The organism is Mesorhizobium sp. M0152 (assembly GCF_040322415.1).
Lineage (GTDB): Bacteria > Pseudomonadota > Alphaproteobacteria > Rhizobiales > Rhizobiaceae > Mesorhizobium.
This window is the reverse complement of the sequence record NZ_JAMYTH010000007.1, coordinates 93,838-116,173: the sequence shown is the minus strand read 5'-3', so window position 1 is coordinate 116,173 and position 22,336 is coordinate 93,838. Positions and strand designations below refer to the sequence as shown.

Below are 22,336 nucleotides of genomic sequence, written 5' to 3'. Positions count from 1 at the left end.
GTTTCAACAGAACGGTTGCCGGCTACCCGACCGGCGTCTCCTCCACGAGCGATCGCGCCGACCGCTCGTCGGTTATCAGGCCCTTGAGATAGCGACCTTCCAGCACCGACTTGATGGCACGAACCTTGACCTTGCCGCCGGCGACGGCGACGATGCGGCGGCTGCTGATGTCCTCGCGGATCAACGCCAGCGCCCGGCTGGAAACCGTCGTCGCCACCGCGTTGCCGGCTTCGTCGAAGAAATGGCCGAGCAATTCGCCGACGCCGCCATTGCGGCGGATCTCCTCCATCTCGCCCTTTTCGATCATGCCGGTTGCAACCAGCGACGCTTCGCGCTCGGCGGTACCGATACCGGCAAACAAAAGGTCGGCGGACCTGGCGAGATCGAAGACCTCGCTGATGCCTTTCTGCCCAAGCAGCACGATCCGGTCCTCCGCCGTGTTGGCGAACATCGGCACCGGCATCACATAGGCTTCGGCGCCGGTGCGCTCGGCGAGGCGATGGATGACGTCATGCGGATTGGCCGAGAATTTCCGCGTCAGGCCGCCGAGCAGCGAGACGAAGCGGATCCTGTCCGTCGAGGTGCGCGGCAGATATTCCACGCACGCGGCCAGCGTGCGGCCATGGCCGACGCCGATCAGCGCCTCTTCGCCGCGTTCGATCTCGCGCTTGAGGAACTGCGCGCCGGCAATGCCGAGCGCCTTGAGCGGCAGATCCTCGGAATCGAAATCGGGAACCACCTCGCAGTATTCGAGACCGTAACGGCGGGACAGTTCGTCCTCGAGTTCGACGCATTCGGAGACTTCGCCGTCGATGTAGACCTTCACCAGTCCTTCCTGGTTGGCCTTGGTGATGAGGCGGTGGGCCTTGAGACTGGTCAGCCCCAGCCGCTTGGCGACCTCGGACTGGGTCATGCCGCCGGCATAATGAAGCCATGCGGCACGCGCCGCCATACTGGTTTCATCGTCGCGCAGCAGGCCGTTGCCGAACCCTACCATTTCCATCCCATGATATTTTTATCAGTTGCTGCAAAATTTTTCACAAGGCGCCGCCGGAGTCAAGCGTCGCTTGTTCAAATCGTTTGCCTCGCCGTTGGTGAGTTGTGCGGGCATTTCGCCGGCACCATGCGGCAAAGAGGGGTTCTTACGTCGTTGTGCTGACTCCGGTGCCGCGTTTCGCCGCCTGCTGATCGACATGCCAATCTCGGTCCAACCAGTCGGTAGCGGTTGCGCAGCACTTGGCCGCAAGGAACAATCGGCGCCGAGCGGTGTTGAAATTCCTGGGGAACAATGGAGAGCGCGGAGCACAGGCGCCGCCCTGATGGAACGATGTTCGATCCGCTTTGCTGCGAAATGCCGCTTCATCCGACCTGGCCCGATCTTCTTGTACGCCTCCTGCTGACGCTGCTGGCAGGTTCTCTCATTGGCCTGAACAGGGAAGCGCGCGGTCACACCGCCGGGCTTCGGACGACCATCCTGGTCGGCCTCGCAGCGGCGGTTGCCATGATCCAGGCCAATATGCTGCTCGATGTGACGGGCAAAGGTCCGGATGCCTTTTCCCGCATGGACGTGCTGCGTTTTCCGCTTGGCATTCTGACCGGCGTCGGGTTCATCGGCGGCGGCGCCATCCTTCGGCGCGGCGATCTCGTGACCGGCGTCACTACCGCAGCCACGATGTGGATCATGACGATGATCGGGCTTGCGTTTGGCGGCGGCCAGTTCAGCCTCGGCGGGATGGCAACGCTACTGACCTTGGTAACGCTTCAGGCATTGAAATGGGTCGACCTCAAGATCCCGCGCAACCACCATGCGATCCTGTCAGTCTCCTGGGCGACAGCATCCCCACCCGACCTTCAAAAGATGGTGCGGCCGCTCGGCTATGAAGCGCGTTTTTCCAGCATGCAGCATGACACCGGCCGCGACCGCTTCGTCTACTCGTTCCATCTCCAGTGGAAGCAGCCCGATGCGGTTGAACCATCAACGGAGGTCCTGTCGCTGGTTGCGCGGCAATGCGAGGTCGAGCGATTCGAGCAGATCGGCGAGAAAGTGTCCTGACTGGCCGGCATTACGTCGCCGATGACGGCACTGCCAACCAAAGGGTGCCGCAGCCGCGGTTCAGCCCGGATGCGACGCAGGGCACGCAAAGCCGCGCCTGCTTTGCTTCGCGGGGCCAAGCGAGGCGAAGGCAAGCGGCCGGCATGCCGGATAGAAGACCAGCCGTGCATCGGACCGGTCACCTCGCGTGAAGGCGTTCGACCGGCGGTCGGCCGAATCCATGCAGGTGTCTGGCGATCTCTTCCCATGGGAGTTCAGGTCCAGCCTGGCATGCGCTGGCCACGGGCACGAAAGCCCTGAATAACAACGAGAAGCGTCACCTGGCGCCACGCAGAAACTCGATCACCATCGCCGCCGTCCAGGTGAAACGGCCGCCGCCCAAGGGGTCGCCGGTGAGCGGATCATAGTATTCGGCAAAGCCGCTTTCACGGATGAGATCGAGGCTCGACTGGGTGATGCGCCGCGCCGCGCCGCCATGGCCGGCGGCGGCAAGGCCGTCTGATATCATGTAGTTGACCACCAGCCAGACCGGACCGCGCCAGTAGCGCTTGGCGTCGAAACGCGGATCGTCGGGATCATGCGACGGCACGACGTAACGCCCCTTGCCGACGAGACGCTCGACGGTTGCGGCGATCACCATGGCACGACTTTCCGGGATGGCCGCGAAAGCCGGCAGGATGCCGCCGACGGAAGCGCTGTCGACCAACTCGCCGGCGATCCGGTCGAAACAGAGATACTGGCCGCGCGCATCGCTCCACAGCCGCTCCATCGCCGCCAGGCCCTTTTCAGCGCGAGCACGATTGGCCTCGGCTATCTCCCTCTCACCCAGCGCTTCGGCGAGATCGGCAAGGTCGGCCGAGGCGCGGATCAGGATGGCGTTGAAGCCGGGATCGACGACCTGGAATGGCGAGGCGTCGTGCAGCCTGACATTGTCCCAGCCAAGTCCGCGAAAATGCTGCACCAGCCAGATGTAGCGGTCATACTGCGCCTGGGTCGGGCGATGCGCCGGATCGGCGTGCAAGGTGTCCCGGCGCGTGTAGGGCTCGACACCCTCGGTCGGCACGCGCTCGAAGGCATCGTCCCAGTCGATGGAATTGTCGCGGCCGGACTCCCAGGGATGGATGATGGCGACCAGCCCCTCGCCCCTGGGATCGCGGTTCTCGTAGAACCAGCGATGCCAGGCATCGATCTTCCGCAGCAGCGCGCGGGTCCGCTCCGCAGCCAATTTCTTGTCCCTGGCGCGGTCGAACAGGCGGCGCGCGGCAAAGCCGGCGACGGCCGGCTGGGTGATGCCGGAAGTGGCCGTCGGGCGATCGGTTCGCCACACCTCGGGCCCAGGAAAATAGCTGTCGTTCCAGACATGAAAGACGATGTGCGGCACCATGCCGTCCGGCCACTGGTGCGCGAACAATGTCTCGATCTCGGTCCAGGCGCGTGCCTCGTCATAATGCGCAAGACCGAGCGCGGTGAGACAGGAATCCCAATTCCATTGAAACGGGTAAAGGCCCTTCGTCGGGATGGTGTAGTCGCCTTGGTCGTTCTCCCTGAGCACCTCGACGGCGCGGGCGATGATGTCACTTGTGGCAGTCATGGGCGTTCGGAGCTTTCGGCATCAAAGGGCATTGGTGGTTTCGGGATCGAACCAGCGGATGCGGTCGGGCTTGGGCGCCAAGCGCAGTGAATCACCGACCTGGACGCTGGCGTTCGAGTCCAGGATGGCGCGGAACAGGCCGCCTTCGACATCGCAAGTGACCAGCGTGTGCGGCCCGAGCGGCTCGATGACGCGCACGGTGGCGGACAGGCCCTCGGCGCCGGCGTCCACGTCCTCGGGGCGGATGGCGAATTCCAGCTTCGATCCGTCTGACTTGGGGCCGGGCAGCGTCATCCCGGCGACGCTCCAGCTACCGTTCGCGGCCTTGGTCGCGGCCAAGAAATTCATCGGCGGATTGCCGATGAAGGAGCCGACGAAGCGCGCGGCGGGATTGCGGTAGACCTCGACCGGCGAGGCTGCCTGGACGATGCGGCCCTGATGCATGACGGCGATGCGATCGGCAAGGCTCATCGCCTCGACCTGGTCATGGGTGACGTAGATGGTCGTGGTCTTCGAGGCGGCGAGCACGCCCTTGAGTTCGGCGCGCATTTCCAGCCGCAGCAGCGCGTCGAGGTTCGACAAGGGCTCGTCCATCAGGATGACGTCGGGCTCCATGGCGAGCGCGCGGGCGACGGCGACACGCTGGCGCTGGCCACCGGAAAGCTGACCGGAATAGCGCTTCAAGAGCTGCTCGATATGCATCAGCTCGGCGGTGCGGTGGACGCGGCGCTCGACGTCCTGCTGCGGCAGCTTCTTCATGCGCAGGCCGAAGGCGATGTTCTCGAACACGGTCAGATGTGGAAAGACGGCATAGTTCTGGAACACCATGGCGATGCCGCGGTCGCGCGGCGGCAGATGGTCGACGCGGCGGCCGCCGATCCAGACCTCGCCCTGGCTCGGCGTCTCCAGGCCGGCGACGATCCTGAGCAGCGTGGTCTTGCCGCAGCCAGAGGCACCGAGCAGGACCATGAATTCCTGGTCTGATATTGTGAGGTCGACCTGATGCAGCGCGGTGAAGCCGCCGAAGCGCTTGGTCACGCCCTTGATTGCGATTTCAGCCATGGGCCGTCTCCGTGTCGCGTGTCATCGGTTGGCGATCCCCCACATGGCGAACAGGTACTTTCGAACGGCGAAGATGAAGATCAGCGCCGGCACGACCAGCGCGGCGCCGCCGGCGAATTTGAGATAGAGCGGCGATTCACCAAGGCTCTGCAAAAGGAAGGCGGTGAGCGTGCGGTTCTCGATGGTGAGCACGGCGGCGGCGAACACCTCGTTCCAGGAGATGGTGAAGGCAAATACCGCCGAGGCGGCGATGCCGGGCAGCGCCAGCGGCAGGATCACCTTGCGAAACGCCTGCCAGCGCGTGCAGCCGAGCGTCCATGCCGCTTCCTCGAGCTCGACCGGAATGCCGGAGAAGAGCGAGAAGGTGATCAGCACGGCGAACGGCAGCGCCAGCGTGGTGTGGACCAGCGCCAGCCCGATGGCGGTGTCGTCGAGGCCGGTGCGGATGAACATCACCGCCAGCGGCAACGCCAGCAGCGGCAGCGGGAAAGCCCGGGTCATCAGCACCAGGAAGCGGAAGCTTTCCTTGCCCGGAAAATCGAAGCGCGACAAGGCGTAGCCGGCGGGCGCGCCGAAGCCGATGGCGAGGATCATCGTCAGCGTGGCGACGAGCACCGAGTTCCACAGCGCCCGTGCGACACCGGCGAAATTGATGAAGAAGGAGAGGCTACCGAGATCGAAGGACGGAAAGAAGCGTTTGGGGAACGCGGTGACCTCACCCGGCGACGACAGCGCATTGACGATCAGGAGATAGATCGGCAGCAGCACCCAGACGCAAAGCAGGATGGCGGTGGCGATCAGCAGCCAGCCTCCGGCGTTGCGTGCATCCACGCCCGCATCGGTGGTCACGGCAGCCGGCGCTTCGGCGACGGCGCTCATATCCGTGCCTCCTTTGGCACGCGCAGCACCCTAAGGAAGAACAAAGTGAAACCGATCGAGATGGCGAGAATGAGCAGCGCCGAGGCGGCGGCGACATTGCGGTCCTGCAGCATGAACTGCCAGTTATAGGTCTCGCCCATCAGCACCGGCAGATTGGTACCGCCAAGCGCGGCAACCACGGCGAAGACCTCGAAGGCAAGGATGACGCGCAGGATGATTGCCGTTTGCAGGCTGGGGCGAAGCAAAGGCAGTGTGATGCGCACAAAGCGCTGCCACGGGCTTGCCCCGAACACTTCCGCCGCCTCGTAATATTCCTTGGGGATCAAGCCCATGCCGGCGACGATAATGACCATCATGATCGCGGTAGCCCGCCAGATCTCGGCCAATGCCACGGCAATGAAGATGGTCAGCTTGCTCTGGTAACCCAGGAACATGATCGGCCTGTCGACGACGCCCAAGCTGGAAAGCAGCGTGTTGAGAAAGCCGGACTGATCGAAGATGGCGAGCCAGATCAGGCCGGCGGCGAGGTCGGAAATGCCGAGCGGGATGGCGAAGATGTAAAGGGCGGCACTGCGCCCGGTCTCCAGTCGCGACACCACGCTTGCCATCAACAGGGCCATGGTGAGCTGGATCGGCACCACAATGGCCGCCAGCAGCAGCGTGTTGCGGACGGTGGCGGGGAATTTCCAGCTGCCGGCCATTGTGCGGAAATTGTCGAGCGTGAAGGCGCCGTCGCGGGTCACCGCCTCGAAGGCGACCAGCGCGAACGGATAGAGGAAGAAGATGCAGAGGAACAACGTCGCCGGCATCAGCAGCAGATAGGGCAGAGCCTTGCCATGCATGTTGGTGTCCTTTGCGATGCCGGGGCCGAGTGCCGCGGTCTGGGCGCCCCGCGCCCAAAAAACACCCGGGGCCCCCAAGGGGGGGTTGCCGGTGGGGGCCGAGTTAACCCGGCAAGCGCCCTGGGATGGTTTGTCGGGTGCCCAGCACGGCGCCTTCGCCTGGTCGATGATCGCCTTGAGCGCCGTCGCCTCTTCGCCAAGCACGCCATGCACGTCCTCGCCGCCGAGAACGATGCGCTCGAAACTGTCGGTGTAGATCTGGTTGAATTTGCCGTCGAGGTCGCCGAGCCCCATCGGCAGCAGCGCCGGCAGCGCGTCGGGAGCGCCGGTCATGGTGGCGATCGCCGGGCCGAAGGCCTTGACCGAGGCCGGCATGTCGTCGGGCAGCTTGACGTCGACGACGGGGAAGAAATTGGTCGCCTTCAATGCGGCGATCTGGGTCTCGGGCTTCAGCATGTAGGCGACCACCGCCTTGGCCTTGTCGATATCAGGCGAGGTCTTCGGAATGGCGACGCCGGCCACCACGGGCATGAAGCCACGACCGGCTGGACCGGCCGGCGCCGGGAAAGCGACGAAATCGTCCGGCTTCTTGTTGAAGGCGTCGGCGAGCCGCGCCACGTGATCGAACGCCACCCAGACTTCACCGGTCAAGAGCGGCTCCTGCATGAACGCGTAGTTGGTCGAGTTCGGGTTGGTGTACTGCCAAAGCTCCTTGAACTTGTTCCACGCCGTCTCGGCTTCAGGCGAGCGGAACTTCGTGACCATCGAACCGGTGTAGGAGGGATAAAGGAAGCCCTCGAAGAAGCGATGCTTCAGCCCTTTGGGACCGGCGGGAAAGCCGAATTTCGGCGAGCCGGTCTTTTCGGCGATATTCTTCGACCATTCGATCAGCTGGTCATAGGTGATGGTGTTGAGATCGACGCCGGCCGGCAGATATTGCAGCGCCTGCTTGTTTGCCGCCATCAGGTAGGTGGCCTGCATCCATGGTATGTATTTCTGCTCGCCAGTGCCGAGCATGCCAAGCTTCTTGTACGCATCGTTGACCTTGACGCCGCCGACATCGACGCCGGACAGATCGACAAGGTTCGCGCCGATGCTGGAGAAGTCGCCATGCAGGCCACCAAGCACGCCGATCGTGCCCGAGCCGGCCTGCAGCTCGGCCTGCAAGCGGGTAAGCCAGGGGCCGGCCTCGGCGACTTGATAGTCGACCGCGCCATCAAACCCCTTCAGCACCTCCTCGCGCATCTTCTGCGTTTCCTCGACCGGGCGCGCCTGCGTCGACCAGAACAATACCTGCTGGGTCCGCGCGCTGCCGGTGGCGACCGACAGGGCCAGCACAACGCCAGCCAGTGTCTTCAACGCTTTCATCATGGTCTTCCTCCCTGGATAGGCGCCGTCGCTGCGGCGTCAGTTGCTTGCCTGCGGTGCGGGTCCATGGCTTGCCCGGGCAACGAGTGTCGGCCGGACCAGCCGCGTCAGCGGTGTCACGGGCCGGTCGGCGATGATTGTGAGCAGCATGTCGGCGATCTCGCGCGCGCACTGGCGGATAGAGGCATCGAAAGTGGTGAGGCCCGGCGGCGCATAGGCCGATGCGGCGATGTTGTCGAAACCGATGACGGAGAGATCGCGCGGCACGGTCAGGCCGGCGCGGGCGGCCTCCTCCATCACGGTCAGCGCCAGTTCGTCGAACAGGGCGACGACCGCCGTCGGCCTGTCGGGCCCTTGCAGCATCCTGTTGACGGCTTCGATGCGCGCCTCCTGGTCGAAGCGCGGCGCCGTCACCACGTCGAGCCGCACCGATGGATCGCCGCGCCGGGCGATGGCCGCAGCGAGACCGTCCTGCCGCAGATGGCGAAAGGTCATCGGTTCCGAGATCGTCATCAGGCCGAAATGGCGGTGTCCAAGATCGTAGAGCATGTCGAAAGCCTCGCCGAAGGCGTGTGCGCCATCGGTGTCGAGCCAGTTGTAGTCGAAGTCGGCGTCGAGTAGCCGGCCGTGCGCGACGAACGGAAATCCGCGCCTGTTGAGATAGGCGAGGCGCTCATCGGTCTCGGCTATACGCGTGACGACGACGCCATCGGCGCGTCCGGATTCGACGACATGGCGCAGCACCGACAGCTCGGAATGGCCAAGCGCGGCGGTGGCAAGGATAAGGTCGGCGCCATGTGACACCAGCCCTTCGCCGAGCCCGGTAACGAACTCACCGAGAAAGGAATCGACCAGGTTGGGGCCGCGTATCGGCAGCACCAGGCCGACGAAACCGCTGCGGCCGGAGACCAGCGTGCGCGCCGCCGTGTTGGGCACGTAGCCGGCCTGGCGAGCCGCCCTGGCGACACGTTCACGGGTCTTGAGAGCGATCTGCTCATGGCCGGCAAGCGCCCGTGAGACCGTCGTGATCGACAGGTCGAGATTTGCCGCAAGCTCCTTGAGCGTGATGACGCGGGTCGTCATCATTCCTCCGCTGAATGAATTTGAAACGTTTGTAATCAGCTTTCGCGAAAATGCAAACGTTTTAAATTTCGTTCATGGCATGAACGCGTGCTTGAATTCGCTCCTAATGCTGACGGTATCTGACGCATGAGGATCCAGCGCCCCTGAGGTATCTCTCAGGCAACCAGCCCGAAAATCACGGGCCGGATCAATGCGGTATTGGGAAGATCCTACTGCAACGTCCGGGCGGCGGACGGCATGGAATGGTCGTGAGCGATGCCATCGGCGTCGCCCGCGCCGAGCGCACGGTCGAGACCGGTCGCCACCACGGAAACCCTGAAGCGACCCTCCATGCTCTTGTCGAAGATCGCGCCGACGATGATATCGGCATCCTCGTAGACCTCCTCGCGAATGCGGGTGGCGGCCTCATCGACCTCGAACAGGGTCATGTCCCTGCCGCCCGATATCGAGACCAGGACGCCCTTGGCGCCCTTCATCGACATCTCATCGAGCAACGGATTGGCGATCGCGGCTTCCGCCGCCTTCATCGCGCGGCCGTCGCCGGACGCCTCGCCGGTTCCCATCATTGCGCGGCCCATGCCTCGCATGACCGATTTGACGTCGGCGAAGTCGAGATTGATCAGGCCTTCCTTGACGATCAGATCGGTGATGCAACTGACGCCGGCATAGAGCACACGGTCGGCAATGACGAAGGCATCGGCGAAGGTGGTCTTGGCGTCGGCGATCCTGAACAGGTTCTGGTTGGGGATCACGATCACCGTGTCGGCGCTTTCGCGCAGCCGCTCGATGCCCTCCTCGGCCATCTGCATGCGGCGCCGGCCCTCGAAGGTGAAAGGCTTGGTGACGACGCCCACAGTCAGGATGCCCGCCTTGCGGGCAGCCTGGGCGATGACCGGCGCAGCGCCGGTTCCCGTGCCGCCGCCCATTCCGGCGGTGACGAAACACATATGCGTTCCGGCCAGATGATCCATGATCTCGTCGAGCGATTCCTCGGCCGCGGCGCGGCCGATCTCGGGCAGCGACCCGGCACCCAGGCCTTCGGTCACGTGGGCGCCAAGCTGGATCAGCCTGGTCGCCTTGGACATGGTCAGCGCCTGGGCATCGGTGTTGGCGGCAATGAACTCGGTGCCTTCCAGCCGTTCCGCGATCATGTTGTTGATCGCGTTGCCGCCGCCGCCGCCCACGCCGACGACGGTGATCTTCGGTCTCATCTCGGAGATCTCGGGCTTCTTGAACTCCGCCATGCCGTTTTCTCCTTCGTCAATTGCGCGCGCTTCACGACCCACCCACAACTGCCCTGGGGACATTGCAATCGAGCGGCGTGACGCGAATCAGTCCGTTCGGATGGGTACCTCAAAAAGCCAGAGAGCGGCCAGAGGTGCAAGTGCGGGAACGGTCAAGAATTGTGATGAAGAGGCCGCCCCGTGCCGCCGCCTCGTCCAGACCTCGCCATGGCGCGCGATCCGACTGGATGGGGGCGGTCGCAAAACGCTGGATCCTCCCGTAGTGTGAAGGAAAAACAGGGGCACGAGGGAATTGACGAACTTGCCGTCCAGAAGATTGCGCCGGCCGGTGTCGCGGCGCGGAGTTCCATCGAGATGAAACGTCCAGTCGATCATGGCGCCATGGCCGTTTCAGGATACACGGTGCCCTGGCACGCGCCGGCCGGAACGTCCGTCGCCCTCCACCTCTCTTCGTCGCAGCAGGTCCGTAATGTGGCGATCGTGCGGCTCGACACGCCCTCGGCCGGGTTGATGGATTGGCACATCGAGCCAACCGGAAATGCCCCCTCGCATCGCGATTTCGATCATGGCTCCTTCCTGAAGATCGCCGCGCCGGAACTCGCCAAGGCCGGTGAAATCAGCGGCGTCGCCTTCGAAGTGTTTCTGACCCGCAATGATGGTGTCCGCGTGCTCTTCGAGAGCGATTCGTTGCAGCTTCAGCTGCACGATGAACGACTGACCGTCAGCCGCGACGGCGAAGCGCTTCCAACCGGCGAAAGGCTGCCGACAAGCACTTGGCTGGCCGTCGAGATTTCTTCCGATGACGGCGGGACAGTCCTCCAGATCAGCTCGGACGACCTGCTGGCGCCGTTTCGCCTGCATCGTCAATTCGCTCTGCCGTGGCGGCCTCCGTCTGGCGACCTGCTGTTCGGCGCGAGCGCGGCAAACGACGTCAGATCCCTGAACGCCAAGTTCTCGGCGATCTCCCTGCAAACCACGACCGGACGCGTCGCCTGGACCTTTCCCACATTGCTGCCGAGCGAGCCGCTCGCCTCGACGGGCGGGCACGACGTTCTCTTGCTGGAAACGGTCAACCAACCGGCATTCTGCATGACCTCGCGGCGCTGGGACGGGTCCAGTTTCGATCCCCGGCTGACGCCATCCCACTACGACGCGGTGCATTGCCATGACGACGACATGGGACCGTTGCAGTGGCCGGCCTCGTATCATCTTCATGTGCCTGCCGAGGCGCCCGCCGGCGTCTATGCCTTCGAGATCGGCCATGATGGCGGATCGGAGCGCATCGTCTTCTTCATCACCTCGTCGGCTCGCAAGGCGCCGCTGTTGTTCCTGGTGCCGACGGCAACCTATCTCGCCTACGCGGACGAATTCCTGCCGGCGCATCTCTATGAATGGCGGTGCGACGATCGCGGCCATCGCTTCGCGATCGATAACAAGCTGAAATCGCTCTATGATTATCATAGCGACCTCAGCGGCGTGTCGATCTGTTCCTACAGGAAGCCCAAGGCGACGCTGCGCGACGACTACAATTATCCGCTTTGCGGATGCCCGCACAACCTGCCCGTCGACCTGCACCTGCTGCGCTTCTGCCACGACAACGGCATCGCCTTCGATCTCATCACAGATCATGACCTGCATGAGCGCGGCCTCGCGGGCCTGCGGGACTACCGGGCTGTCGTCACCGGCAGCCATCCCGAATACATGTCGGTCGAGATGGAACATGCGTTGCGCCGGTTCGCCGCAGATGGCGGCAGCATCGCCTATCTCGGCGGCAATGGTTTTGCCGGCAAGGTCGCGTTCCAGGACGATCTGATGGAACTGCGCCGATCGCCGCTCGAGGCGGGCCGCACCTGGGATGGACCGGTCGCCGAACAATCGCTGTCGATCACCAACGAGCCGGGAGGCTATCTTCGCGCCAGCGGGCGCGGCGAATTCTCGCTGACCGGCGTCGCCATCTCGCTGATGGGGTTCGACGGCGCCCGCCCTTTCACGCGGACGCCGCAAAGCCACGAACCGCCGGCCGCCTGGCTGTTCGAGGGCGTCGACAACGAGACCTTCGGCGACGAGGGCATCGTGCTGGGCGGAGCAGCCGGCTACGAGGTCGACGCCACGGATCCGCATCTTGGCACATCGCCCGATACGATAGTCATTGCGCGTGCAACCGGCTTTCCGGACAGCTTCGTCCATGATGCGACGCGCTGGTACGAAGGCGGAGTGAGCGAATATGCTGCACGCCGCTGCGCGGAGATGGCGCTGCGCCATCTTCCGTCAGGCGGTTTGATCTTCTGCGCGAGTTCAGTCGCCTGGTGCGGCGCCTTGCCGACCGGCGATGCGATGAACGATGTCGGCAGGATCACCTTGAATTTGCTGACACGCCTGGCGGCGGCAGAGAACCAGCCAGCACCGGATCGACTGCGACAGAGCGCCAGCGCCAATGGCCTCGCCACAGGCGACCCCTTCCGGTGACGGGCTGGGTTGCAGCGCAACGATCGAAGCGTCTATCATGTGCTTCATAAATCGACTTCGGCGTCCCGCCGTGTTGGCCAACCAAGATTACCCGCGACGAATGTCGCCAAGGTAGATTTCAGAACGAATGAAGTAGCGCGCCCGCCAATGGCCGACAGAACACAATTCGGCTTGACCGCCGTCGACACCGTGCCGCTGCATGAGAAAGTCTATCTGGAGCTTGTACGGGCGCTGATGTCCGGCCAGTTCACGCCAGGCCAGAAATTGACCTCGCGGAAACTCGCCAGTGAGCTCGGGACCAGCGACATGCCGGTGCGCAGCGCCTTCATGCGCCTGCAGGCGCTGCGCGCGCTAAGCCCAATGCCGAACGGCAGCGTCGAGGTGCCGGTGATATCGGCGGAACGGTTCTCGCAGTTGACCACGGTGCGCACGATCCTCGAAGGCTCGGCGACGGCGCTTGCGACAAACCTCATCAACGGCAACAACCTGCGGACGATCCGACGCCACTGCACCGAGCTGACCATGGCGGCCCGCAAGGGCGACATAGACGACTATCTGAGGAAGAACTACCACTTCAAATTCTCGATCTATCGCCATTGCGGCAACGAGCAGATGATCTTCCTGATCGAGACGGTGTGGATGCAGGTCGGCCCATTTCTGCGAAACCTCGCCATGGGTTTCGAGGACGATCTCGCCTCGATCCTCGACATCGATTACCACGAAGAGGTCGTCGCCGCGATCGAGGCCCAGGACGGAGAGCGCGCCCGCGCGGCAATCGTTCGCGACATCGACGAGGGTGCGGCGCATATCCTGCGGCACGCCAGATTTCCGGAAGCGAGAAACTAGGATCACCAACGTCGTCATCGCTGGGCGGAGCAGGAGCAAAGCGACGCCGCGGAGACGACGATCGATCTCGCAGCCAGTCGCCGAGGCAAGCGGTCCGCCAATGCAAGCACAACCGGCCCGTCAAAGCTTCTGCACCCGGGAACTCAGGCATCCGGCTCAAGGCCGAGGCGGGTCCGACGTCACGGCTCGAAATAGCCTTGGCTTTCCGGCTTCTTACCTCTATGTTGCGATCGCAGATCGCGAAATTGGTTTTGAAATGCCTCCCGACATCCCAGTTAATGGCTTGAAAAAATAGGAAAAACGTTCCGGCTGCGGTCAGATACGGGTTCCGAAACTAACAAGCATTTTTTACCAGGGATAGCACAGCCAGTCGGTTGAGGCGCCTTCGAAACCAGAGGTTAGAAATTGAGCGATGCAATTGCGGACGTTTTGAGCTGGCTCGACAGCAGAAGCGAAATCCAGAGCCTGAGGGCGGCGGTGTGCGACCTCAACGGCATCATGCGCGGCAAGCGCATTCCGGTCGAGCAGGCACGCAAGGCGCTGGAAGGCAAGCTGCGCATGCCCTATTCGCTGATCGGCCTCGATGTCTGGGGCGAGGATATCGAAGGCAATACGCTGGTCTTTTCGACCGGCGATGCCGACGGGCTTTGCCAATGGACGGGGCGCGGCATCCTGCCGGTGGTGTGGACGGCGCATCCGACGGCGCTCGTCCCGCTTTGGCTCGCCGACGAAGCCGGCGCACCCTATCTGGGCGATCCACGCCGCGCGCTGGCCCGTATCCTCGACCGCTACAAGGCGCTGGGGCTGACCCCGGTCGCTGCCACCGAACTCGAATTCTATCTGGTCGATCCGCAGTCGCAGCGACCGGTCGGGCCCGTCTCGCCGGTAACCGGTCGCCGTCTCGATTCCGATGCGGCGTTGTCGATCGACGAGATCGACGATTTCGAAGCCTTCATCCATGACGTCTACGAAGCCTGCCGGGCCCAAGGCATTCCCGTCGATACCGCCATCGCCGAAAATGGCGTCGGCCAGTTCGAGATCAACCTGAACCACGTCGCGGACGCCTTGCGGGCGGCCGACGATGCGGTGCTCTTCAAGCGCACGGTGAAGGGTATTGCCCGCAAGCACGGCTTTGCCGCCTGCTTCATGGCCAAACCCTATGGCGACCGCGCCGGCAACGGCTTTCACGTTCATTTCAGCCTGCTCGACGCCGAAGGACGCAACATCTTCGACGACGGCACGGATCAGGGTTCGGAGATCATGCGTCATGCGGTCGGCGGCCTGCTCGCGGCGATGGCCGAGAGCACGCTGGTGTTCGCACCACACTTCAATTCGTACCGCAGGCTTCGTCCGAGATCCTACGCGCCGACCGCGGTCGCCTGGGGTTACGAGAACCGCATGGTCGCGATCCGTATTCCCGGCGGCCCGACCGGCGCGCGCCGCATCGAGCATCGCGTATCGGGAGCGGACGCCAATCCCTATCTGGTGCTTGCGGCAATATTGGGCGCAGCACTGATAGGCATTGAAAGACAGCTATCGCCCGGCGATCCGACCGGCAGCGATGGCCAGGGACTTCCGCCTGCAAAGCTGCCGCCGGACTGGGCCTCCGCCATTGCCGCCTTTGAAAGCGGGGCGCATGTGGCGGAGATCTTTCCAGCGATCCTGCGCGACTCCTTCATCGCCTGCAAACGCCAGGAACTGAACACGTTCGCCCTCAATGTCAGCGATTTCGAGATCGAGACCTATCTCGAGAGCGTGTAGGTCCGACGGCGCCCTGATGCTCTCGCTGCCGAGGAGCCTTGGCGCAGATCCAGAGAATTTGGAGACGGTACAAAACGATCGGGGCTTGCGACGCCGACCGATCATAAATATGATTATTTTTATCATGTATACTCAAGAGTGACTCGTTCCCGATATAGGAAACCAGGACTTGACCTTCATTCCACGCATGGAGAGCCGCATCGAGGGCTTTTCGGTCATTGGCGACCTGAAATGGCACGTCTGGGACGGCGTGGTCGCCGACCTCTGGGATGTTTCATGCGGCGATGGGGCCGAGGGTCATTACATTTCTCCCGACCCCCGGCTGTTTGTCGCGCTCGATGTCGACGGCGGCGGCGCTTTCTTGGTCGACGGCGTCGAGGGCGGACAGCGCCGTCACGACCAGGCATTTTCCATGGCCTACATACCGGCCGGAGTGCCGATCCGCGGCCGGGTCGAGGGGCTGCGCCGGATCCGGCATCTCGACCTGCATTTCGACGCGGCGACGCTGACGCGCCGCTTCGGCCGCAGCCTCGATCGCGAAGCCTTGCAGATCTCGCGCTTCCAGTTTCGCGACGACCGCATCGCCATGCTCGCAGGCCTCATCGCCGCCGAATGCGACAATGATCGGCCGCTGCATGATCTCTATGGCGAAGGCCTGCTCGATGCCTTGTTCGCAAGCCTTTTCCAGATCGATCCGCCGAGTGCCGTCAGGCGTCGGTCACCGCTGTCGCGGCGCAAGCTGCGTCTCGTCACCGAGTACATAGACGCGCATTGCCTGGACAGGATCCGCCTTGCCGATCTTGCCGCGCTTACCGGCCTGTCCGAAACCGCCATCAGCCATGCCTTCAAGGCAGCAACTGGCCTGCCGCCGCATCGCTGGCAGATGCAGGCGCGGGTCGGCAAGGTGAAGACAATGATGGCCCATGACACCGGCTCGCTTGGCGACATCGCCGAGGCGACCGGTTTTTTCGACCAGGCGCATCTGACGCGCGTGTTCAAGTCGGTGGTCGGACTGACGCCGGGCGCGTGGATGAGGAGCGCCCGTCGTCAGTGACATTTCCGCAACATGGCGCGGTGATGTCCCCTGTTTGGACAAGAATGAACAAGCCGCCCAAATCCATCCAATGACCCGCAGATAAGTTGAGATAAGCGATCAAGTATCTCAATGTCGACAGTCGGGGACTTTTCGTATGAGCAGAACTTACCGGATGAAGTCGCTTCTGGCAGCCGGTGTCGCCGCGGCCGCGATGATCCCGCCAACGGCCGCATTCGCGCAGCAAACCAGCACTCAGCTGGAACCGGTGGTGGTCGAGGGTGAATCGGGAGACGGCGCGACCGGGCCGGTCGACGGCGTCGTCGCCAAGAAGACCAGGACCGGCTCCAAGACGGCCACCGAAATCAAGGATATCCCCCAATCCGTCTCGGTGGTCGGTCGGCAAGAGATCGATGACCAGGGTGCGCAGAAGGCGGACGAGGCACTGCGCTACACGGCCGGCGTCTTCGCACAGCCCTTCGGCCCGGACAGCGACACCAACTGGCTTTTCATCCGCGGCTTCCAGGCGACAGCCACCGGCACCTACATGGATGGGCTGCAGCTGTTCAGCTACGGCTTCGGCGGCTTCTACGTTGACAGCTTCGGGCTGGAGCGCATCGAAGTGCTGAAGGGCCCGGCCTCGGTGCTCTATGGCGGCAGCAATCCCGGCGGCCTGGTCAACTATGTCAGCAGACGGCCGGACTTCGAACGCAAGCGCTATGTCGAAACCGGCGTCAACGATGCCGGCAATGTATATCTCGGCTTCGACATTGGCGACGTCGCCAACAGTGGCGCGGTCAGTTATCGGATGACAGGCAAGGTCGCCGGCGGCGACACCTATAGCGACCTGCAAAATGGCTGGCGCGGCTTCATCTCGCCAAGCATCACCTGGAAGCCGGACGAAGCAACCACGCTAACCATTCTGGCCAATTACAGCCACATCGACGAGAACCACAATGGTGGCAGCTTCCTGCCCTACGAAGGAACCGTCGTCGATCGGATTGTCGGCGGTGTGAACTACGGCCGCATCGACCCCGATGCGAACTTCACCGAACCCAGCATCGATCTCTACAAGCGCGAACAGGGCTCGGTCGGCTACGAGTTCGAGCACACTTTCGACAATGACTGGACGGTGCGCTCCAACGCCCGCTTCACCGCCGCCGACATCGATGAGGTCAGCGTCTATCCGAACGGCTGGTCACTCACCGGAGGGCCTACCGATCTGGCGCGCATAAATTTCGACCATGACACGCAGGCGAAGACGTTTCTTGCCGACAACCAGATCGAGGGCAAGGTGGTGACCGGTCCGGTCGAACATACGATCCTGGCCGGTCTCGACTTCAAATATTACAACATCGACCAGGTCCAGTCCTCAGGCCTCTACGATCCCACCTATGACAATCCCATTGACGCCTTCCACCCGGCATACGGCTCGCCGCTGACCCCACGCGTCAGCTACCTCAACCAGAATCTGACACAGAAGCAGCTTGGCTTCTATGCACAGGACCAGTTGCGTTTCGGCGATGGCTGGCTGGTGACGTTGAACGGCCGCTATGACCGTGGCTGGCTCGGTGCCGATAACGGCCCCACATATTATTCGGCGAGCTCCAGCACGCAGAGCAGCACGGTCGGCGATTTCTCCGGCCGTGCCGGCCTGGCCTATGAATTCGCCAACGGCGTAACCCCCTACGCCAGCATCGCCACCTTCTTCAATCCGATCATCGGCACCGACGCCATGGGCAATCTGTTCAAGCCCGAAGAGGGCACGCAATACGAGGTCGGCGAAATACGTGCCGACCTTTGTCGACGGCCTGTTCACCCTGTCGCTGTTCGACCTGACCCGTCAGAATGTGCCTTCGAACGTCACTCTCTTCACACAGATGCAGACCGGTGAGGTGCGTTCGCGCGGCATTGAACTCGAAGGCAAGGTAAACCTGACCGATGATTTCCGGGTCACAGGTGCATTCACAGCCTACGACATCGATATCACCAAGGACGCCAATCCGGCGCTTATCGGCAAGACGCCCTTCATCGTCCCCGAAGTGATGGCCTCTGCCTCGGTCGACTACACGTTGCGTGGCGACTGGTATGACGGGATCTCGATCGGCGGCGGCGTTCGCTATATCGGCTCCTCATGGGCCGACAACGAGAACACGGCGAAGGTTCCGGCCGTCGCTCTGGCCGACCTGAAGCTCGGCTACGAGAAAGAGAGCTGGGGCGTCGATTTGAACATCACCAACCTCTTCGACAAGACCTATGTGTCGAGTTGCCAGACGACGCTGACGTGCAGCTACGGCGAAGGCCGTTCGTTCAAGCTGAAGGCGCACACAAGTTGGTAGTCCGTTGCCAAACCCGCCAGCGATGATCCATCCGCCCAACCGACGGCAGGTGCTTGCGCTGGCGGCCGCGGCTCTGCTACCGCCGATTGCAGCCAACGCAGCGCCGATGCGCGTTGCCGCGATCGACTGGGGCATGCTGGAGACCTTGCTGGCGCTCGGCATCGAGCCGGTGGCGGCGACCGAACTCATCCAGTTCCGCAAACTGGCGGCGGAGCCGGCCGTTCCCCAGCCGGTGACCGACCTCGGGCTGCGCGGCGCGCCCAACTACGAACTGCTGCGTATCATCGCTCCGGATCTGATCGTCATCTCCAATTTCTACGAATATCAGCGTTCGATGCTCGAACGTATCGCGCCGGTGTTTGCGCAAGCGGTTTACGAGGCCGGGGTGCCGCCCTATGCGCTCGCCGAGGCATCAACGCTGGCACTGGGCGAAAAGCTCGGACGACAGGCCGAAGCGAAGCGTTGCGTCGATGAAGCGGCCGATGAAATCGCGCGGCTTAGCACTGCCTTGCCATCGTCGGGGCGGCCGGTCTTCGTCATCAGCCTCGGCGACTCCAGGCATTTCCGCGCCTTCGGCCGCGATGCCATGTTCGGCGATGTGCTGATCCGTCTCGGCCTCGCCAATGCCTGGACCGACGAGACAAGCTACAGCGCTGCAGCCCCGGTCGGGCTGGAGGCCCTGGCGCGTGTGCCCGATGCGTCGATCCTGATCGTCTCGCCGCTGCCGGCAGAAGTCGGGCGTTCGCTTCCGACAAATGCCTTGTGGAACGCCCTGCCGGCTGTCAGCCAGGGGCGCGTTGCGGTGCTGGAACCGATCAACCATTTCGGCTGCCTGCCGTCGGCACGCCGCTTCGCACGCTTGGCGACGGCGGCGCTTGCCGTGCAGGGCCATGGCTAAGCCGCGATGACCCATCGCGCTACCATCGCACTGTCGCCGATCGCCTTGTGGGGCCTCCTCGCAATGGTGGCCTCATTCCTGCTCGCATGGCGCGTCGGCATGCAGTGGCCGGCCGCGCTGCCGGGCGACGGCGTCGATCTCGACCGTGTCATCCTGCTCTACAGCACACTGCCGCGCGCCGCGGTGGCGGTACTGGCGGGCGCTGTGCTCGGCCTCTCCGGCCTGCTGCTGCAACATGTGCTGCGCAACCCGTTGGCCGAGCCGTCGACGCTCGGCATTTCGGCCGGCGCGCAGTTGGCCATGACAATCGCCTCGCTCTACGCCCCGTTGCTGATGGAGCGGTCGCAGGGGTTGGTCGCCTTTGCCGGTGGCATCGCCGCGGTGCTGCTGGTGCTGGCATTGACCTGGCGGCGCGGGCTGGAGCCGGTCTCGGTCGTGCTTGCCGGAATGATGGTGGCGCTGACCGCCAGTTCCGTCAGCGCCGCCCTGATCCTCGCCAACGGCGATTATCTGTTCTCGCTGTTCATCTGGGGCGGCGGATCGCTGGTCCAGCAGGATTGGGGGCCGGCCATCGCGCTAATGGTCAGGCTGGCGGCCGGCGCTGTCGCGGCGCTGACGCTGCTGCGGCCTCTGACAATCCTTGGCCTCGACGACGCCTCGGCGCGCGGCCTCGGCGTCGCCCGTCACAGCAGCCGCTTCCTTATCATCGCGCTTGCGGTGTGGATGGCGACCACCGTCGCGGCGCAAGTCGGAGTGATCGGTTTCGTCGGCCTTGCGGCGCCAGCACTGGCCACGCTCTCAGGCGCACGCACCTTGCGGCAGAAGCTGATCGCTGCGCCGCTGATCGGCGCCTTGCTGCTGTGGCTGACGGACGGATTGGTGCAACTGGCTGCCGGGTCCGGTGGCGAACGCATTCCGACCGGTGCCGGCACGGCACTTCTGGGCGGTCCCCTGCTGCTCTGGTTGTTGCCACGGCTGCGCATGTTGGAATGGCCGCATCTCGGCTCCATCGGTGCCGCACCGCGCAAGGCCAAGCGGCCATGGCTGATCATCCTGCTCCTGCTTGCGCTGACGCTTGCCGGCGCTGCCGTGGCGCTCATTGTCGGGCGCGGCCCGGTGGGCTGGTCGATTGCCAGCGGCGATATGCTGACCGACCTCGCCGCCTGGCGCGCGCCACGGATCGGCGTGGCGGCCGCCGCCGGAGCCATGCTTGCGGCGGCAGGCGTCGTTATCCAACGGGTCACCGGCAATCCATTGGCAAGCCCCGAAGTGCTGGGTGTCGGCACTGGCGCCGGTGCCGGCCTGACCGCCGTGCTGATGGTCAACGCCACTGCCGGGCTCGGCTGGCAACTCGCCGGATCCGGCCTTGGCGCACTCGCGGCATTGATCGCCATGCTGGCCATCGCCGCGCGGGCAAAGTTCGGCACCGAGCGGCTGCTGCTTGCCGGCATCGCCATGAGCGCGCTGTGTAGTGCTGCGATTACCGCGACGATCGCGATGGGCAATGCGCAGTCCTATGTGCTGCTGCGCTGGCTGAGCGGCTCGACCGGCCAGGCGACCGCCCTCGACGCATGGATAATACTGGCCTGCCTGCTGCCGCTGACGCTGCCGCTATTCCTTGCCGCGCGCTGGCTCGACATCCTGCCGCTTGGGCCCGACAGCGCGCGCGGGCTGGGCGTTCCGCTTGCCGGCGGCCGGCTGATGCTGATCGTTGTCGCTGCGCTCCTGACCGCGCTGGCCGCCATGGTCGTCGGGCCGCTGAGCTTTGTTGGATTGATCGCGCCGCACCTTGCCCGGTTCGTCGGCTTCTCCCGTGCAAATGTCCATCTTGCAGCGGCAATGCTACTCGGCACGCTGCTGATGATCGTATCGGACTGGTTGTCGCGCATGGTGGCCTTTCCATACGAACTTCCGGCCGGCCTGTTCGCCTCGCTGCTTGGCGGGCCGTATCTTGTCTATTTGCTTGCCAGGGGCGTGCCGCGCCAAGGCTGACGCGGTCCGGGCATGCTACGACGGCCGCTCGGCCTTCAGCACCGAGACCGCCGCTTCGCTGTTGTGGACATACTCGTTGGCATCCGGCTGCCTCTGCACCAGCAGGATGAACAGCAGATCGGTCAACGCCAGCTGCGCGTCGCGCGCGGTTATGGACGACGAGCGCGCGCGCTCTTCATCGGCGATGGTGTAGAGGAGGATATCCGCGACGCGGCCCAGCGGATTGTCATGCAGGCCGGTGACGGCGATCACCATCGTGCCGCGCTTGCTGGCAAGCTCGGCGATGCGCAAGGTTTCGATGCTGGCGCCGGAATAGGAGAGCGCGAAGAGGACGTCATCGGGCCCGAGCGTCGAGGCATTGGCCAACTGTATATGGCTGTCGCTGTCATGCAGCACATTACGGCCGAGTTTCATCAGCTTGTAGGAGAAATCGCGCGCCACCAGCGAGGACGCGCCGACGCCGACCAGATGGATGCGGCGCGCGCCATCCAGCAGTTCCAGCGTCCTGGAGATGATCCGATCGCTGTTGGCGGCGACGGTCCGTTGTATCGACAGGAGCTTGCTGCCGATCAGCTTCTTCAGGATGACCTGATGGTTGTCGCCGACCTCGATCGACCCGTGGATCACGCCGGCCGGCGCATGCCATTCCCGCGCCTTGGCGTCGCTGATGGCGAGCTTGAGTTCCTGATAGCTGGCATAGCCAAGCTTCTGGCTGAACTTGACGACGCTCGACTGGCTGCGCCCGATCTCGGCCGCCAATGCAGCCGTCGAAAGGCGCAGCATCTGGTCGGGATTGTCGACGATGTACTGGCCGATCTGCCGATCACCAGGCGCCATGCCGTCAAGCTTCGCATTGATCCTGTTCAGAACGGACACGGG

General features: G+C 63.8%; 15 protein-coding genes and 2 pseudogenes. 8 read left to right on the top strand and 9 right to left on the bottom strand.

What is annotated here, in order from left to right; all coding sequences use genetic code 11:
• Positions 1 to 22 precede the first annotated feature (22 nt).
• Positions 23 to 997, bottom strand: a complete 975-nt coding sequence (locus NKJ26_RS10190; protein WP_352695235.1) for a sugar-binding transcriptional regulator — start codon at positions 995 to 997, stop codon at positions 23 to 25.
• A 330-nt stretch (positions 998 to 1,327) separates the two neighbouring features.
• On the opposite strand from NKJ26_RS10190, the gene NKJ26_RS10185 reads away from it, so the two are divergent.
• Positions 1,328 to 2,053: an MgtC/SapB family protein gene (locus NKJ26_RS10185; protein ID WP_352695151.1), complete on the top strand. Its 726-nt coding sequence runs from the start codon at positions 1,328 to 1,330 to the stop codon at positions 2,051 to 2,053.
• 316 nt (positions 2,054 to 2,369) lie between these two features.
• Here NKJ26_RS10185 and NKJ26_RS10180 read toward each other — a convergent pair whose 3' ends face one another.
• From NKJ26_RS10180 to ftsZ, 7 genes and pseudogenes are all read right to left on the bottom strand, one after another.
• Positions 2,370 to 3,644 (bottom strand): amylo-alpha-1,6-glucosidase, encoded by a 1,275-nt coding sequence (locus NKJ26_RS10180; RefSeq protein WP_352695150.1) that lies wholly within the window; start codon positions 3,642 to 3,644, stop codon positions 2,370 to 2,372.
• A 21-nt stretch (positions 3,645 to 3,665) separates the two neighbouring features.
• Positions 3,666 to 4,706: an ABC transporter ATP-binding protein gene (locus NKJ26_RS10175; RefSeq protein ID WP_352695149.1), complete on the bottom strand. Its 1,041-nt coding sequence runs from the start codon at positions 4,704 to 4,706 to the stop codon at positions 3,666 to 3,668.
• A gap of 21 nt (positions 4,707 to 4,727) precedes the next feature.
• Complete coding sequence (locus NKJ26_RS10170) at positions 4,728 to 5,585, bottom strand: carbohydrate ABC transporter permease (protein WP_352695148.1); 858 nt, start codon at positions 5,583 to 5,585, stop codon at positions 4,728 to 4,730.
• Positions 5,582 to 6,427: a carbohydrate ABC transporter permease gene (locus NKJ26_RS10165; protein ID WP_352598875.1), complete on the bottom strand. Its 846-nt coding sequence runs from the start codon at positions 6,425 to 6,427 to the stop codon at positions 5,582 to 5,584. The genes NKJ26_RS10170 and NKJ26_RS10165 overlap by 4 nt, the downstream gene beginning before the upstream one ends.
• Positions 6,428 to 6,829: 402 nt before the next feature.
• Positions 6,830 to 7,672: pseudogene (locus NKJ26_RS10160) on the bottom strand (ABC transporter substrate-binding protein); the annotation flags it as partial.
• A gap of 162 nt (positions 7,673 to 7,834) precedes the next feature.
• Complete coding sequence (locus NKJ26_RS10155) at positions 7,835 to 8,878, bottom strand: substrate-binding domain-containing protein (RefSeq protein ID WP_352695147.1); 1,044 nt, start codon at positions 8,876 to 8,878, stop codon at positions 7,835 to 7,837.
• Between the two features lie 209 nt (positions 8,879 to 9,087).
• Positions 9,088 to 10,122 (bottom strand): cell division protein FtsZ, encoded by a 1,035-nt coding sequence (gene ftsZ / locus NKJ26_RS10150; protein WP_352598881.1) that lies wholly within the window; start codon positions 10,120 to 10,122, stop codon positions 9,088 to 9,090.
• 354 nt (positions 10,123 to 10,476) lie between these two features.
• On the opposite strand from ftsZ, the gene NKJ26_RS10145 reads away from it, so the two are divergent.
• The 7 genes and pseudogenes from NKJ26_RS10145 (at position 10,477) to fhuB (ending at position 21,457) form a co-directional block, all read left to right on the top strand.
• The gene (locus tag NKJ26_RS10145; protein ID WP_352695146.1) at positions 10,477 to 12,588 is read left to right on the top strand and encodes a N,N-dimethylformamidase beta subunit family domain-containing protein; all 2,112 of its coding nucleotides are present in this window, start codon (positions 10,477 to 10,479) and stop codon (positions 12,586 to 12,588) included.
• A gap of 147 nt (positions 12,589 to 12,735) precedes the next feature.
• A complete protein-coding gene (locus NKJ26_RS10140; protein ID WP_352695145.1) occupies positions 12,736 to 13,434 on the top strand; it encodes a GntR family transcriptional regulator in 699 nt (232 codons plus the stop codon).
• A 405-nt stretch (positions 13,435 to 13,839) separates the two neighbouring features.
• Positions 13,840 to 15,195 carry a glutamine synthetase family protein gene (locus tag NKJ26_RS10135; protein WP_352598889.1) on the top strand — a complete coding sequence of 452 codons (1,356 nt, stop codon included), beginning with the start codon at positions 13,840 to 13,842 and terminating at the stop codon, positions 15,193 to 15,195.
• Positions 15,196 to 15,364: 169 nt separating this feature from the next.
• The gene (locus tag NKJ26_RS10130; RefSeq protein WP_352695144.1) at positions 15,365 to 16,249 is read left to right on the top strand and encodes a helix-turn-helix domain-containing protein; all 885 of its coding nucleotides are present in this window, start codon (positions 15,365 to 15,367) and stop codon (positions 16,247 to 16,249) included.
• Positions 16,250 to 16,403: 154 nt separating this feature from the next.
• Positions 16,404 to 18,567, top strand: a pseudogene (locus NKJ26_RS10125) (TonB-dependent siderophore receptor).
• A 22-nt stretch (positions 18,568 to 18,589) separates the two neighbouring features.
• Complete coding sequence (locus NKJ26_RS10120) at positions 18,590 to 19,465, top strand: ABC transporter substrate-binding protein (protein ID WP_502903101.1); 876 nt, start codon at positions 18,590 to 18,592, stop codon at positions 19,463 to 19,465.
• Between the two features lie 6 nt (positions 19,466 to 19,471).
• Positions 19,472 to 21,457, top strand: a complete 1,986-nt coding sequence (gene fhuB / locus NKJ26_RS10115) for a Fe(3+)-hydroxamate ABC transporter permease FhuB (protein WP_352695142.1) — start codon at positions 19,472 to 19,474, stop codon at positions 21,455 to 21,457.
• 15 nt (positions 21,458 to 21,472) lie between these two features.
• On the opposite strand, the gene NKJ26_RS10110 is transcribed toward fhuB, so the two are convergent.
• Complete coding sequence (locus tag NKJ26_RS10110) at positions 21,473 to 22,333, bottom strand: MurR/RpiR family transcriptional regulator (protein WP_352695141.1); 861 nt, start codon at positions 22,331 to 22,333, stop codon at positions 21,473 to 21,475.
• Positions 22,334 to 22,336 lie beyond the last annotated feature (3 nt).